The 14,567-nt window shown below is 53.8% G+C and carries 13 protein-coding genes; 7 read left to right on the top strand and 6 right to left on the bottom strand.

The annotated features are described in order from the left end of the window. The first annotated feature begins 98 nt into the window (after window positions 1-98). Window positions 99-2,264 carry a YgiQ family radical SAM protein gene (locus tag SGBXF1_RS20760; protein ID WP_186427478.1) on the top strand — a complete coding sequence of 722 codons (2,166 nt, stop codon included), beginning with the start codon at window positions 99-101 and terminating at the stop codon, window positions 2,262-2,264. A 60-nt stretch (window positions 2,265-2,324) separates the two neighbouring features. Here SGBXF1_RS20760 and SGBXF1_RS20755 read toward each other — a convergent pair whose 3' ends face one another. Further along, entirely contained in the window at window positions 2,325-2,930 is a 606-nt protein-coding gene (locus SGBXF1_RS20755) for a transglycosylase SLT domain-containing protein (protein ID WP_037416593.1), read from the bottom strand. Window positions 2,931-3,336: 406 nt separating this feature from the next. Here SGBXF1_RS20755 and SGBXF1_RS20750 point away from each other — a divergent pair, with 406 nt between their 5' ends. The 4 genes from SGBXF1_RS20750 to SGBXF1_RS20735 all read left to right on the top strand — a co-directional run bounded on the left by SGBXF1_RS20750 (window position 3,337) and on the right by SGBXF1_RS20735 (window position 6,780). Further along, complete coding sequence (locus SGBXF1_RS20750) at window positions 3,337-3,648, top strand: PTS sugar transporter subunit IIB (RefSeq protein ID WP_061807885.1); 312 nt, start codon at window positions 3,337-3,339, stop codon at window positions 3,646-3,648. Between the two features lie 86 nt (window positions 3,649-3,734). Then, entirely contained in the window at window positions 3,735-5,054 is a 1,320-nt protein-coding gene (locus tag SGBXF1_RS20745) for a PTS sugar transporter subunit IIC (protein WP_037416599.1), read from the top strand. Then, window positions 5,051-5,380: a PTS lactose/cellobiose transporter subunit IIA gene (locus SGBXF1_RS20740; protein ID WP_037416601.1), complete on the top strand. Its 330-nt coding sequence runs from the start codon at window positions 5,051-5,053 to the stop codon at window positions 5,378-5,380. The genes SGBXF1_RS20745 and SGBXF1_RS20740 overlap by 4 nt, the downstream gene beginning before the upstream one ends. Next, the gene (locus SGBXF1_RS20735) at window positions 5,377-6,780 is read left to right on the top strand and encodes a GH1 family beta-glucosidase (protein ID WP_186427477.1); all 1,404 of its coding nucleotides are present in this window, start codon (window positions 5,377-5,379) and stop codon (window positions 6,778-6,780) included. Before SGBXF1_RS20740 ends, SGBXF1_RS20735 begins: the two co-directional genes overlap by 4 nt. 90 nt (window positions 6,781-6,870) lie before the next feature. Here the strand turns inward: SGBXF1_RS20735 and dkgA are convergent, their stop codons facing one another. Together dkgA and yqhD are read right to left on the bottom strand one after the other, a co-directional pair. Next, the gene (dkgA, locus tag SGBXF1_RS20730; protein WP_186427476.1) at window positions 6,871-7,695 is read right to left on the bottom strand and encodes a 2,5-didehydrogluconate reductase DkgA; all 825 of its coding nucleotides are present in this window, start codon (window positions 7,693-7,695) and stop codon (window positions 6,871-6,873) included. A 310-nt stretch (window positions 7,696-8,005) separates the two neighbouring features. Continuing rightward, on the bottom strand, window positions 8,006-9,169 hold the full coding sequence (gene yqhD, locus SGBXF1_RS20725; protein ID WP_037416609.1) for an alcohol dehydrogenase: 1,164 nt from the start codon (window positions 9,167-9,169) through the stop codon (window positions 8,006-8,008). Window positions 9,170-9,392: 223 nt separating this feature from the next. Between yqhD and SGBXF1_RS20720 the strand changes: the two genes are divergently transcribed. Then, window positions 9,393-10,280 (top strand): AraC family transcriptional regulator, encoded by an 888-nt coding sequence (locus tag SGBXF1_RS20720; protein WP_370452817.1) that lies wholly within the window; start codon window positions 9,393-9,395, stop codon window positions 10,278-10,280. 21 nt (window positions 10,281-10,301) lie between these two features. On the opposite strand, the gene SGBXF1_RS20715 is transcribed toward SGBXF1_RS20720, so the two are convergent. Further along, complete coding sequence (locus tag SGBXF1_RS20715) at window positions 10,302-11,330, bottom strand: zinc-dependent alcohol dehydrogenase family protein (RefSeq protein ID WP_061807888.1); 1,029 nt, start codon at window positions 11,328-11,330, stop codon at window positions 10,302-10,304. Window positions 11,331-11,438: 108 nt separating this feature from the next. Between SGBXF1_RS20715 and SGBXF1_RS20710 the strand changes: the two genes are divergently transcribed. Further along, window positions 11,439-12,359 carry a LysR family transcriptional regulator gene (locus tag SGBXF1_RS20710; RefSeq protein WP_186427475.1) on the top strand — a complete coding sequence of 307 codons (921 nt, stop codon included), beginning with the start codon at window positions 11,439-11,441 and terminating at the stop codon, window positions 12,357-12,359. A gap of 27 nt (window positions 12,360-12,386) precedes the next feature. On the opposite strand, the gene SGBXF1_RS20705 is transcribed toward SGBXF1_RS20710, so the two are convergent. Together SGBXF1_RS20705 and metC are read right to left on the bottom strand one after the other, a co-directional pair. Further along, window positions 12,387-13,049: a DedA family protein gene (locus tag SGBXF1_RS20705; RefSeq protein ID WP_037416618.1), complete on the bottom strand. Its 663-nt coding sequence runs from the start codon at window positions 13,047-13,049 to the stop codon at window positions 12,387-12,389. 153 nt (window positions 13,050-13,202) lie between these two features. Beyond that, complete coding sequence (metC, locus tag SGBXF1_RS20700) at window positions 13,203-14,399, bottom strand: cystathionine beta-lyase (protein ID WP_186427474.1); 1,197 nt, start codon at window positions 14,397-14,399, stop codon at window positions 13,203-13,205. Between the last annotated feature and the right edge of the window lie 168 nt (window positions 14,400-14,567).

Here is a 14,567-nt window from a genome sequence, read left to right as displayed (position 1 = left end):
TTGTGTTGTGACTAATGTGTGAAATAACCATGCTCTTTTTGCCACTAGTGCGTATAATCGCCGCCCGGCGATTAATTAACCTGTATAAGAGCACCAGAATGAGCACCACCAGCCTAATCCAACCCGATCGTGAATTATTTTCCTATAAGCCTTATTGGGCCGAATGCTATGGCACTGCGCCATTTTTACCCATGTCGCGAGAAGAGATGGATCAACTGGGCTGGGATAGCTGTGATGTGATCATTATCAGCGGTGATGCTTATGTCGATCACCCAAGCTTTGGTATGGCGATCATCGGCCGCATGCTGGAAGCGCAGGGCTTCCGTGTGGGCATCATTGCGCAGCCGGACTGGAGCAATAAAGAAGACTTCATGCGCTTGGGTAAACCGAACCTGTTCTTCGGCATCACTGCCGGTAACATGGACTCGATGATCAACCGCTATACCGCGGACCGTAAACTGCGCCACGATGATGCTTATACTGCCGGCAACGTGGGCGGCAAACGCCCGGATCGTGCAACACTGGTTTACAGCCAACGTTGTAAAGAAGCTTATAAAGATGTGCCGATCGTATTGGGGGGCATCGAAGCCAGCCTGCGTCGCATCGCACACTACGATTACTGGTCTGATACCGTGCGCCGCTCGGTGCTGGTGGACTCCAAAGCTGACATGCTGATTTACGGCAACGGTGAGCGCCCGTTAGTAGAAGTGGCACACCGTCTGGCAGCAGGCGAAAAAATCAGTGAAATCCACGATATTCGTAATACAGCGGTGATGCGTAAGGGCGCGTTACCGGGCTGGACCGGCGTGGATTCTACCCGCCTGGACAAGCCGGGCCACATTGAGCCAATCCCTAATCCTTACGGTGACGATCTGCCGTGCGCCGATGGCGGTAAGCCGGAACCGGAAGCCAAGCCGGTGACCGTTCGCGCGGCCAAGCCGAAGCCGTGGGAAAAAACCTACGTGCTGCTGCCGTCCTTTGAGAAGGTGAAGGCCGACAAGGTGCTGTATGCACACACCTCGCGTATTCTGCATCACGAAACTAACCCAGGCTGTGCGCGTGCACTGATGCAGTCACATGGCGATCGCTACGTGTGGATTAACCCGCCGGCGATCCCGCTGACTACGCCGGAAATGGACAGTGTGTTTGCCCTGCCGTACCAGCGTATTCCGCATCCGTCCTATGGCAAGGAAACCATTCCCGCCTATGACATGATCCGCTTCTCGGTGAACATCATGCGTGGCTGCTACGGTGGTTGTTCATTCTGTTCGATCACCGAGCATGAAGGGCGCATCATCCAGAGCCGTTCAGAAGATTCCATTATTCGCGAAATCGAAGAAATTCGTGACAAAGTGCCGGGCTTTACTGGCGTAATCTCCGATTTGGGCGGTCCGACGGCAAACATGTACATGCTGCGCTGCACCAATCCGCGTGCTGAGCAGACCTGCCGCCGCGCCTCGTGTGTGTATCCAGAGATTTGTACCTACATGGATACCAACCACGAACCAACGATCAAGCTGTACCGTCGTGCACGTTCACTGGAAGGCATCAAGAAGATCTTAATTGCTTCTGGCGTACGTTACGATCTGGCCGTGGAAGATCCACGCTATATCAAAGAGTTGGCGACCCACCACGTGGGCGGTTACCTGAAGATTGCACCGGAACACACCGAGGAAGGTCCGCTGTCGAAAATGATGAAGCCGGGCATGGGTAGCTACGATCGGTTTAAACAATTGTTTGACCACTATTCCAAACTGGCAGGCAAAGAGCAGTACCTGATCCCGTATTTCATCTCCTCGCATCCGGGCACCCGTGATGAGGATATGGTGAATTTGGCTCTGTGGTTGAAGAAAAACCGTTTCCGTCTTGATCAGGTGCAGAACTTCTATCCTTCACCGATGGCTAACTCCACCACCATGTATTACAGCGGTAAAAACCCGCTGAGCCGAGTGGGTTACAAGAGTGAAGATGTGGTGATACCGAAGGGCGATCGCCAGCGTCGCTTGCATAAAGCGTTGTTGCGTTATCACGATCCGGCCAACTGGGCGATGATCCGCACCGCGCTGGAAGAGATGGGTATGAAGCATCTGATCGGCAGCCGTCGCGAGTGTCTGGTACCGGCGCCAAGCATTGACGAACAGCGTGAAGCCAAGCGTTTGCAGCGCCATACTCGCCCTGCGTTGACCAAGCATACTGACATCACTCGTCAGCGTACGCCGTCCAATAAGCCGCCGCGCAAGCCAATCCGTAATAGTAAGCCCTAACGGCTAAGTCAGTGTTTAAACGAAAAGGAGAACCTAGGGTTCTCCTTTTTTCGTTTTAAATCAAAGTTGATCGTAGGCGGCTTCCACTTTCATCAAGTGGCGTGGTGCCTGCGGGGCTGGATGATATTTACGTATATGCCAGTTAAAGGCTTCCGGCGACAGATTGTTAATCATCGAAATAGCTTGCTGGCGGTTGCTGGAGAAGGTCCGCAACAGTGCGCCTGTGCCGTTTACGTAGGCGATGATGGTGGCGTAACGCAGATTGACAGGGTTGTTGATCCCCTTAAGCTGCTGTTTTTGCAACACGGCAATGTAGGCCGCACCGAGATCTATATTGGTATCAGGATCCAGCAGATCGTCTTCGTCCGGGCAGCCGCGTTTGCCCTTGTAGCGATAGGCGTCACATCCTGCGGTATCGGCTTTCAGCTGCATTAAGCCGATAGCATTGGAGCGACTGATTGCTGCTGGGTTAAAGCCGGACTCTACTTTTATCATCGCCGTGATCAGTTTTTGATCGACATCGTATTTATCCGCAGCATCTTCGATCGCATCATCAAAAGCGTGAGCATCGTAGCTGGTTCGTGGCTTTTTGCTGGAACAACCGGCCAGGATCAACATGACGCAAAGTATGCTCAGGCGTGACCACTGTGATAGGGAAGATTTCATTGTGCTCCGTGCGTTATCTATTTTTAACGGTATTGATCCGGCGGTCGGGGCCGGGTGTCGTCATCATAACGTCAGCCGTCGGAAAGATCTTTAGTAAAAATCAGAGGTATCGGGCGCTTTCGACAGGAAGAATGAGGTATCGGCAGCAATTTTGGATCTCCTTCACAGAACCTGTTCAAACACTGTAACCGGTTACTGAAACCGGTTGCTGTTTTTTCATTTTTGAAACCATACTCATTCTTCAACTGAATCATTTGTACCTATGCCCTATGAATTTCAAGTTGCAGCTAGGCGACCAGCTCACTTATCTCCAGGCGCTTACTTAAGTAAGTAACTGGGGTCAGTGAGTGCAGGTAACAACGCTGCAGCTTGAAAGGCGACGGGGATATTGCCCCCAGGAGAACGGATGAAAAAAATATTTTTATGCTGCGCAGCCGGGATGTCGACCAGCATGGTGGTGAATAAAATGAAAAAGTCTGCCGAACAGCAGGGGATTGAGGTTGATATTATCGCCGTCGGTATAGATGAATTTGAAACGACATTGGAGAATTATCAATGTTGCCTGCTTGGTCCGCAGATTAAATATAAATTGGCTGATTTTAAAAAAATCGCCGACAAGGAAAATAAACCCATTGCGGTTATAAACAGCATGGATTACGGCATGATGCGTGGCGATAAAATTCTCGCCGAAGCGTTGGCGATGATTGCACAACGCTAATTCTACCGGGGCCGCCTGCTGTAGCCCGTTGCTGTAGGCTTTCTCGCCCCGTGACCATTGACTCAGAACGTCTCGAGGGTTGAACCATGAGTATCAGCCAGGCTGCATTCAATTTTATTGAAAACCGCATCAGCCCGATTGCCGGTAGATTATCGACTCAGCGACATATTATGGCGATCCGCGACGGCTTTATTTCTGCAATGCCGTTTATGATTGTCGGCTCATTTTTACTGGTTTTCGCGTATCCGCCTTTTTCCGCTGACAGCAGTTGGGGAATCGCCCAATGGTGGTTGGGTACGGCAGAAAAACATCAGGTTGCCATTCTTACCCCGTTTAATATGACGATGGGAATTATGTCCGTCTATATTACTGCGGCCATTGCCTACAATTTGGCACAGAGCTATAAGCTCGATCCTTTCATGGCAGCGATGCTGGCGCTAATGTCGTTTTTATTGGTCGCCGCGCCGCAAACCGAAAAGATGTTACCGACAGCTGCCTTGGGCGGTGTGGGGATCTTTACGGCTATTCTGGTGGCAATCTATACCACTGAGCTGATCCGTTTTCTCAAGGTACGAAATATCGGTATCTCTCTGCCGGAACAGGTGCCGGCCAAGATCAAGCAATCGTTCGATCTGCTGATCCCGATCCTGGCGGTGGTGATCACGTTGTATCCGCTTAGCTTGCTGGTTCAACACCAATTCAACCTGCTGTTGCCGCAGGCGATCATGGCGCTGTTCCAGCCACTGATTTCTGCCGCAGACTCGCTGCCGGCGATCCTGTTGGCGGTGCTGATCGGCCATTTATTGTGGTTCGCCGGTATTCACGGTGCGGTGATCGTCTCTGGCATGCTGCAGGCATTCTGGCTGACCAATCTGGGCATCAACCAGGATGCTCTGGCCGCCAGCCAGCCAATGCCGCATATCTTTATGGAAGCTTTCTGGACCTTCTTTATCGTCATCGGCGGATCGGGGGCGACATTTGGTCTGGTGCTGCTTTATCTGCGTAGCCGTTCAGCGCATTTGCGTTCGATCGGCAAGCTGAGCCTGGTGCCAAGCTGCTTCAATATCAACGAGCCGGTGATCTTCGGCACGCCGATCGTGATGAATCCCACTTTCTTTATCCCATTTATCACAGCGCCGATCGTCAATTCGATCATTGCCTATGCGGCAGTGAAGCTGGATCTGATTGGCCGCGTGATCTCAGTAGTGCCCTGGACTGCACCAGCCCCAATTGGCGCGGCTTGGGCCACCGGCTGGGATTTCCGCGCTGCACTGTTGGTGCTGCTGTTGGCGGCGGTATCGGCGCTGATCTACTACCCGTTCTTCAAGGTCTATGAGCAACAACTGTTGGACCAGGAAGTGAGTGAAGCGGAGCAGATTGAACAAACGCAGGGAGTCACCGAATGATGGATATGGAAACGGCAGTCATGGAGTTGATCATCAACGCCGGTGAGGCACGCAGTTGTGCCATGCAGGCGCTGTACGCGGCGCGTAAATACCAGTGGGATCAGGTAGATATTTTGTTGGCGGAATCGCAGTTGGCGGCCAAACGTGCCCATGCCACTCAGACTGAATTGATTGGGTTTGATGAAGGGGAAGGCAAGTTGCCGGTCAACCTGATTATGGTGCATGCGCAAGATCACATCATGAATGCCATGCTGGCCCGCGATCTGGTGGAGGAACTGGTGAGAATTTACCGATTACTGGAACAGAATGGGGTGCAAAACCAATGAGCGTATTTCCGAAGGATTTTCTCTGGGGAGCGGCGACGGCGTCGTATCAGGTTGAGGGCGGCTTTGATGCGGATGGTAAAGGTCTGTCCAACTGGGATCTGTTCTCCCATCTGCCCGGCACCACTTATCAGGGCACCAACGGTGATGTAGCGGTTGATCACTACCATCGCTTTCGCGAAGACGTGGCGTTGATGGCTGAACTGGGGATGCAAACCTATCGATTTTCGATCTCCTGGCCACGGCTATTGCCACAGGGGCGGGGAGAGGTAAACGAAGCGGGGATTCAATTCTACAGTGACTTGATCGACGAACTGCTCAAACACAATATCAAACCGATGATCACCCTGTACCACTGGGATCTGCCGCAAGCGTTACAGGACGCGTTTGGCGGCTGGGAATCGCGTGAGATCGTCGATGCCTTCGATGAATATGCCCGTCTGTGTTATCAGCGTTTTGGCGACCGCGTCGAGCTGTGGTCAACCTTTAACGAGACCATCGTATTTATCGGTATGGGTTATATCACCGGGGCGCATCCGCCGAAGTTAACCGATCCGAAGAAAGGCATTCAGGCCTGCCACCATGTGTTTCTGGCCAATGCCCGTGCGGTGAAAAGCTTCCGGGAAATGCAGATCAACGGGCAGATTGGCTTCGTCAACGTTCTGCAACCCAACGATCCGATCAGTGACTCGCCAGAGGATCGCCGAGCCTGCGAGATCGCTGAAGGGATCTTCACCCACTGGCTGTACGATCCCGTGCTGAAGGGTGAATACCCGGCAGAGCTCTTGGCGATGGCGCAGCAGGCCTTTGGCGTGCCGTATTTTGCACCAGGCGATGAGGCACTGCTAAAGGAGAACATCGTAGATTTTATCGGGCTGAATTATTACAAGCGTGAAATGGTAGCGCATAACGACGACGTGGACGGTTATGCCATCAACACCAGTGGCCAGAAAGGCAGCGGGCGTGAGCTGGGTTTCAAAGGGCTGTTCAAACTGGTGCGCAACCCGAACGGTGTTTACACCGATTGGGACTGGGAAGTGTATCCGCAGGGGCTGACCGATGCCATTGGGCGTATCGTCAAACGCTATGGCAACATCCCTATCTACATTACCGAGAACGGATTGGGTGCCAAAGATCCAATCGTCGAGGGAGAGGTATGCGATCAACCGCGGATTGACTACCTGCGCGATCATATTCAGGCGATCGGTACGGCGATCGAACAGGGGGCCGATGTGCGCGGCTACTACCCTTGGTCGTTTATCGATCTGCTCTCTTGGCTCAACGGCTACCAGAAACAGTACGGCTTTGTGTACGTCGATCACGACAATAATTTGGCACGCAAGAAAAAGCAGAGCTTTGGCTGGTATCAGCGAGTGATCGCCACTAACGGCGAGCAACTGTAATAGGGGGACGACCATGTTCGTCCCGATTTAATGTTGGTTAGGGTAGGGGGAACGGCATGTATCCCCCTACCATTTAGACAACGCGGTGAACTACAGCGAGTCTGGGTCCGGCCCTAAACGGTTGCCGATATCCAGTTTGGCGATTTCACTCAGTTCGTCTTTATCCAGTTTGAAATCAAAGACCTCGAAGTTTTCACGAATGCGTGATGGTGTGACCGATTTCGGGATCACGATCAAACCGCTGTCCAGATGCCAGCGCACCACGATTTGCGCAGGTGTTTTCTCGTATTTTTCCGCTAGGTCCTTAATGACCGCTTGGTCGAATACGCCTTCACCGCCCTGTGCCAATGGGCTCCAGGATTCGGTAGCGATGTGATGCGTTGCATTCCAGGCACGCAATTGGCGTTGTTGCAGCAGTGGGTGAAGTTCGATCTGATTAATCACGGGCGCGACGTTGGTTTCATCCAGCAGACGCTGCAGGTGTGGGGTGTGGAAGTTGCATACCCCAATACTTTTAACCAGCCCTTGTTCGCGTAGCTTGATCAGCCCGCGCCAGGCATCCACGTACTGATCCTGCTGTGGTTTCGGCCAGTGGATAAGATACAAGTCGACATAGTCCAACTTGAGCTTTTCCAGACTGGTTTCCAGTGCGCCTTGTGGATCGCCTTGATCGTCATTCCACAGTTTGGTGGTGATAAACAGTTCATCGCGGGGAATCGAGGAGGTTTGCAGCGCTGCGCCGACCCCTTCCTCGTTCTTGTAGATCGCAGCGGTATCGATCGAGCGATAGCCCACCTCCAGCGCCTTGATCACCGCTTGGGTGGTATCTGAAATACTCGCCTGCCAAACGCCGAGACCCAACTGCGGCATCAGGTTACCATCGTGGAGTTTGATGATGGGTTGTTGCGTTGTCATGCGTATCTCCTTGTCAACGGATTGCCCGGTGCTGCATGCACCGAGAACGGCTATACCCGTCATACTTCAAGTTGCAGGTGTGTTGTTCGCAAGTCCTTCTGGATCCTCGCGCTTACCGCCTCCCTGTAACTCGAATTATTTAGGTCATGTCAGTAAATTCTAGCTGGCAAACCAGGGTAGTGCTGAGTTCGCTAACCAAATTTCAGTGATATCGGAATAGTGCTTGGGACTGCGCCCGATGATGAGTCGGACGCAGGGGCAGAAATGACAAACAGAAACTAAAGCCTAGCAGTAAATCGCGGGTTTGCGATTAACGTGCCGCTTCATAAATGCGTCGGCTCACTTCCAAAGTAATATCTTGGTGCTCGCCGAGCGCGGTCATACCGTGCTGGTGCAGCTTATCAAGCAGTGCTGGGATCGAGCTGCCGTCGAGCTGGTAATCAGCCATGCGGGTTGGAACGCCCATTTGCTCGAAGAAGGCGCGGGTGGCGGCAATGGCGCCGTCAATGCGGCTGTCTTCGCTACCATCACGCAAGCCCCAAACGCGATCAGCATATTGCAGCAGTTTTTCGCGTTTTTGTGCTTTTTTCTCGATCAACAACGCCGGCAGGACAATCGCCAGTGTTTGGGCATGATCCAGACCGTGCATGGCGGTCAGTTCGTGACCCAGCATATGGGTTGCCCAATCCTGCGGCACGCCCGCGCCGATCAAACCGTTCAACGCCATGGTGGCACTCCACATCACGTTGGCGCGCACCCCATAGTTTTCTGGCTCAGCCAGCGCACGTGGACCATCTTCCAGCAAGGTCAGCAGCAGGCCTTCGGCAAAGCGATCTTGCACCTTGGCATCAACCGGGTAAGTCAGGTATTGCTCAATGGTATGGATAAAGGCATCAACCACGCCGTTGGCGATTTGGCGCGCTGGCAATGAATAGGTCACTACCGGATCCAGTACGGCGAACAGGGGCTGTACGTGTGGTGAGAAGAAATGCTGCTTATCGCCACTGCTTTTACGGGTGATAACTGCACCGCTATTGGATTCAGAACCGGTGGCTGGCAATGTCAGTACGCAACCCATAGGCACCGCGTCTTTGATCTCGCTGCCGACGGTTTTCAGGATGTGCCATGCATCGTTATCTGCGGTGTAGCGGGCTGCAGCAGCGATGAACTTGGTGCCGTCCACGACGGAACCGCCGCCAACAGCCAGCAGGAAGTCGATGTTTTCTGCACGCACGACGTCGACCGCTTTCATCAGCGTCTCGTAGGTTGGGTTAGGCTCAATACCGGAGAACTCCAGTACATTTCGGCCTGCCAGCGCGGCATAAACCTGATCCAATACGCCGTTTTTCTTCACGCTGCCACCACCGTAGGTGATCAGAATGCGAGCATCGGCAGGAATTTGTTGCGCCAGACCTGCGATTTGGTCTTGGCCGAACAGGATTTTGGTTGGGGTATGAAGAATAAAGTTTTGCATGGCTGATTTCTCTTCTGCATAAGGCAAGCGCCGGATAGCGCAAAATATCTGGGGTGTATTGTCAGTAACCTGGCCCCGTAGCACAATGCTCATTCCTGCCCGAGTCTTGCCTATTCCTACAAAACGTTGTAGAAAAGTAGAGTTTTAAACTATTATTTATGCCGAATTGTTCTTAGTGTAAGAGGGTGTTTCCGTGAGTGAAATCGATGAACTGCGCGGTCGTATGGCGCGCCAAGCGGCCTGTTTTGCCGAGAGCAACGGTTATACGCCCTCGCCGGTACCACTGGTGAAAATCCTCTATGTCGACCGCCACTGTCCGCGTCAGCCGGTGATGTACGAACCCGGCGTCGTGATCATTTTCCAGGGCCACAAGGTTGGTTACTGCGGTAATCGGGTATTCCAATACGATCCGCGTAATTACCTGCTGATGACGGTGCCATTGCCTTTCGAGTGTGAAACCTTTGCCAGCCCAGAGTTGCCGCTGGTGGGGCTGTCGGTGAATATCGATAGTCAGATGTTGCAGGATTTACTGATCGACATCGGCGACGATGACTATCTGATGAAACCGCGCCGAGAGAGCAGTGGGGTGAACCTGGCTGAATTATCGGAAGAGCTCCTGTGCGCCACCGAACGCCTGCTGGACGTGATGGCCAAACCGCTCGATGCGCGGGTACTGGGGCCGCAGATTGTGCGCGAAATTCTGTATCACGTGTTGCGCGGCAGCTGCGGGACATCGTTGCAGGAACTGGTCAATCGCCATACCCACTTCAGCCAAATAGCCAAGGCGCTGCGGCGCATCGAGAACCAATATGCCGACAGCCTCAACGTTGAGCAGTTGGCGGGTGAAGTGAACATGAGTATTTCGGCGTTTCACCATAACTTTAAGGCGGTGACCAATACCTCGCCGTTGCAGTATGTGAAATCCTATCGGCTGCACAAGGCGCGTTTGCTGATGGTCCACGACGGCCTGAAGGCCAGCACCGCAGCGATCCGCGTCGGCTATGAGAGTGCTTCGCAGTTCAGTCGCGAATTCAAACGCTTCTTTGGCGTGACGCCAAGCGACGAAGTGGCCCGACTGCGTGATAATCCTCCTTTAATGATGGAGGGCTAATCCCGCAGCCGGGGCGGCAATTCAGCGCGTCAGTACAATTTTGCCAAACGCCCCGCGATCGAGATGATCGAGTGCCTGCTGCAGTTGGTCAAAGCGATAGCGTTGATCAATCACCGGTTGCAAGCCATTGGCATCCACCGCCCGCACCAGATCTTCCAGTGCGCGGCGGTGGCCGACACCAATCCCCTGGATCACCGGCGATTTTAGCAGCAACGGTCCGGCAGGGGCCGAGACCTCAAAGCCTTCCAGCGCACCGATCACCGAGATGCGTCCCTGCACGGCGACGGCGCGGACCGAATTGCCGAGGTTAGGGCCGCCAACGGTGTCGATCACATGGTCAATACCCTGATCCTGTGTTAACCGATACACCGTCTCTACCCAATCGCCATCCAGGCGATTAATGCCGTAGTCGGCCCCCAACACCTTAGCCCGTGCCAGTTTTTCGTCGCTGCTGGAAGTGATATACACCTTGGCCCCGTGCAGTTTGGCGATTTGCAGTGCGAACAGCGCCACGCCGCCGGTACCCTGTACCAGCACGGATTGGCCAGAGAACAGGTGACCCTGTTCCACCAATGCGAACCAGGCGGTTAGCCCGGCGCAAGGCAGGGTGCTGGCCTGCGCGTCGTCCAACGAGGTGGGGGCGGCCACCAGCCAGTCCTCATGCAGCACCACATATCCCGCCAACATGCCCTGATAAAAACCGCCCAGTGTATGGTAAGGCGGGGTGCGCGCATTACCATACGGCTTCTGTCTGCCATCTATCCAACCGGGGCTAAAGGTGGAAATTACCCGCTCGCCTGGCCGGAAACGGCTGACATCGGCGCCAATTGCGTCGACTTCACCGGCCATGTCGGAGGCTGGAATAAACGGCTGTGGCAGCTCCAGCCCCATGCCGGTTTCGATCATCAACTTATCGCGGTAATTAAGTGATACCGCGTTCACTTTCACTCTAATCTCATGTGGCCCCGGTTGTGGAATGGCACTTTCACTTAGTTTCAGGTGCTGACGCCCGAGGGCATCCATTGTCCAGCGTTGCATTGTTTCGGCCATGATTGACTCCAAAGTCAGTGATAAACAGACCTGTGGATATTATCGTTGATTGAGGTTCGCCAGTGGCGATAAGATTTCCTTTGATTGTTTCTCTAAAGGCTACAAATCATGACCGACCGATTGAACGGTATTTCGGTGTTTGTCACCGCCGTGGAGGCGGGCAGCTTCGCGCTGGCAGCCAGCCGGCTGCACCTTTCACGTTCGGCGGTGGGGAAAACCATTGCCCGTCTGGAGCAGCGATTGGCTGTGCGCCTGTTCCACCGAACTACGCGCAGTTTAAGTCTGACCGACGACGGCGCTCTGTTTTATGAACGTTGCTTACGGGCGCTTGAGGAGATTCGCACCGCAGAAACACTGCTGGAGTCGGGCAAACAGCAGGTCAGCGGCAGGCTGAGGGTGTCGATGCCGGTGCTGTTTGGCCGCATGTGCATTGCGCCGCTGTTGACCGGTCTGGCGCGTGAGCACCCGGGGCTGGAGCTGGAACTGTCGTTCAACGACCGCGTGGTGGATTTGATTGAGGATGGTTTTGATCTGGCGATCCGCAATGGAACGCTGGTTAGCAGCAGTGGGTTGGTGGCGCGGCATATTGGCGATCACCGTATGACGTTATGCGCTGCGCCGGTTTATCTACAACAGCATGGCGAACCGACAAGCCTTGAACAATTGACTCAGCATGACGCGGTGACTTACATGCGTGCCGGTGTGGTGCATAACTGGCTGATCCCGGATAGCGACGGCAACGTACAGGAAGTAGTGCCGAACAAGCGGTTGCAGATGGATGACCTGCAGGCGATGGCGGACGCCACGGTGGCTGGGTTTGGCATTTCCTGGTTGCCTTGTTGGCTGGTACGGGAATCGTTGTTGAAAGGGGAATTGGTCAGGCTGATGAGTGAGCGGCCCGGCATGTCATTTGAAGCTCACGCAGTATGGCCGCAAACGCCACATTTGTCGTTGAAGGTACGGCTGGCGGTGGATACGCTGGTGAGCAAGTTGCCCCCGAGCCTGGCGCTGGTCGAAAAAGCTTTGTAGGGGCGGCTAATGCCGCCCGTAAGCGTATCAGGAAGAAGCTGCGCGTTTCTTGCGCCAGATAACCACCATGGCGCCCAGCAGGCCAGCCAGTAGCAGAACCAGCGGCAGAATCATCAGCCCGGTCATTACCTGACTTTCGTAGCGTTTCACTAACGGGATTTGACTGAAGGCGTAGCCAAGGCCGACCACTGCGCCAACCCAAATCACTGCGCTCAGCCAGTTAAAAAATTGAAAACGTGTGCTGTTCAAGCCAGAAATGCCGGCCATGGTTGGCAGCAAGGTACGGACAAAACCAAGGAAACGGCCGATCACCAGTGCCATCAGGCCATGACGATTAAACAGGTTGTGCGCCCGTTGGTGATATTGGGCAGGCAGTTGCAGGAGCCAACCTTTTACCAGATTAGTGTGGCCCAGCCAGCGACCTTGCAGGTAGCTCAACCAGCAACCAAGGCTGGCGGCGACGGTCAAAATGATCAGCGTAGGAACAAAGGCCATCACGCCCTTGGCGATCAATGCGCCGGATAGCAGCAGCAAGCTGTCGCCGGGCAAGAAGGAGGCTGGCAGTAATCCGTTTTCTAAAAATAGAGTGGTGAAAAGTACCGCATAAACCACCCAAATGACGCTTGGATCGGCAAGGGCTATAAAGTCCTGCTGCCAAAGCGCATGAACAATCTCTCGTAATACATCCATTATATATCCTGTTGCATGCCGGTTGCGCCTGGAGCCACGTACTCCAGGATGCGGTGTTGACCGTATCTGACAGTTACCCGCCTAGTGTACCGCTAATAGCTTAAGCACACATTAAACGAGGCGAATAAAGTTACCGCTGTAACAGGTGATGTATCAGTGCGCGTTAGTAATACGCTCGAACCCGGCGGCGAGATCGGCGATCAGATCCTGCACGTTTTCCAGGCCAATATGCAGGCGTACCAGCGTTCCGGAGAAATCGACGCCACCCGCCGGGCGGATCGCTTCTAATTCCTCTGGTTGGTTGGCCAGGATCAGCGACTCATAGCCTCCCCAGGAATAAGCCATGCTGAAGTGACTAAAGTTGTCCAGGTAATTGGCCAACTGCACGTCACTGAGACGTTGTTTCAGCACAAAAGAGAACAGACCGTTGCAACCGCTGAAATCACGACGGTAAAACTCATGGCCCTTGCAACTGGGTAGCGCTGGGTGATTGACCACGGCAACCTCGGGCCTTTCGATTAACCAGTTAGCGACTTCAATGCTGCTCTGTTGATGTTGCTTCAGACGCACACCCAACGTACGCAGCCCGCGACTGGCCATATAAGCGGTATCAGCATCCACCATTTGGCCCATCAAATAAGAGTACTCACGCAATTGATCCCAACAGCGTTGGTTCGCTACGGCAGTACCGAGCATGTAATCGGAATGACCAATAATGTATTTGGTGCCGGCCTGAATCGAAATATCGATGTCGAAGTCCAGCGCCTTGAACAGTACACCGGCGGCCCAGGTGTTATCGATCATGATCACCACGTCGGGCGCGACGGCGCGGATGGCCTGTACCATGGCGGGTATGTCTTGCACTTCCATGGTGATTGAACCGGGCGATTCGAGGAACACCACGCGCGTATTGGGCTGAATCAACCCGGCGATATCGGCGCCTATTAATGGATCGAAGTAGGTCGTCGTTACGTTCATACGGCTCAGGATATGGGTGCAAAAATCCTGCGTGGGTTCATAGACAGAACCGGTCATCAGCAGGTGATCGCCAGCGCTGACAAAGGACAAAATGGCGTTGGAAACCGCCGCTGCACCGCAAGGATAAAGCACGCAACCCGCTCCACCTTCCAGTTCGACCATCGCATCTTGCAACGCGAAATGCGTCAGAGTGCCACGTCGGCCATAAAACAGTTCACCCTGGGCGCGTTTGGCAGTAGCGTGCTTTTTGGCGGCGACGGAATCAAAGACCAGTGAAGAAGCGCGCTGGGTGACGGGATTGACTGAGCCCTGTGTATAGCGCTTGCTGCGCCCGGCGCCTATCAGGGTGGTTTCGATGTTTTTTGACGTCATAGGAGCTGGCTCACCTTTATTGAATCTTCACGGGCCATTTACGATAGCCCTTACGTTAGCATGACATTTAATAGCCATCCAGACGTTTTAACTGCCAAATGCAGAAACGAATGCAATCCTCTGTCTGATGCTGTTCCTGCACGTCATCCTTCTGCGGGGAGGCGATTA

It is taken from the genome of Serratia grimesii, from assembly GCF_900186025.1.
GTDB classification, from domain to species: Bacteria; Pseudomonadota; Gammaproteobacteria; order Enterobacterales; family Enterobacteriaceae; genus Serratia; species Serratia grimesii.
The sequence above is the reverse complement of the archived record's forward strand: the minus strand, read 5'-3'. Positions and strand labels throughout refer to the sequence as shown.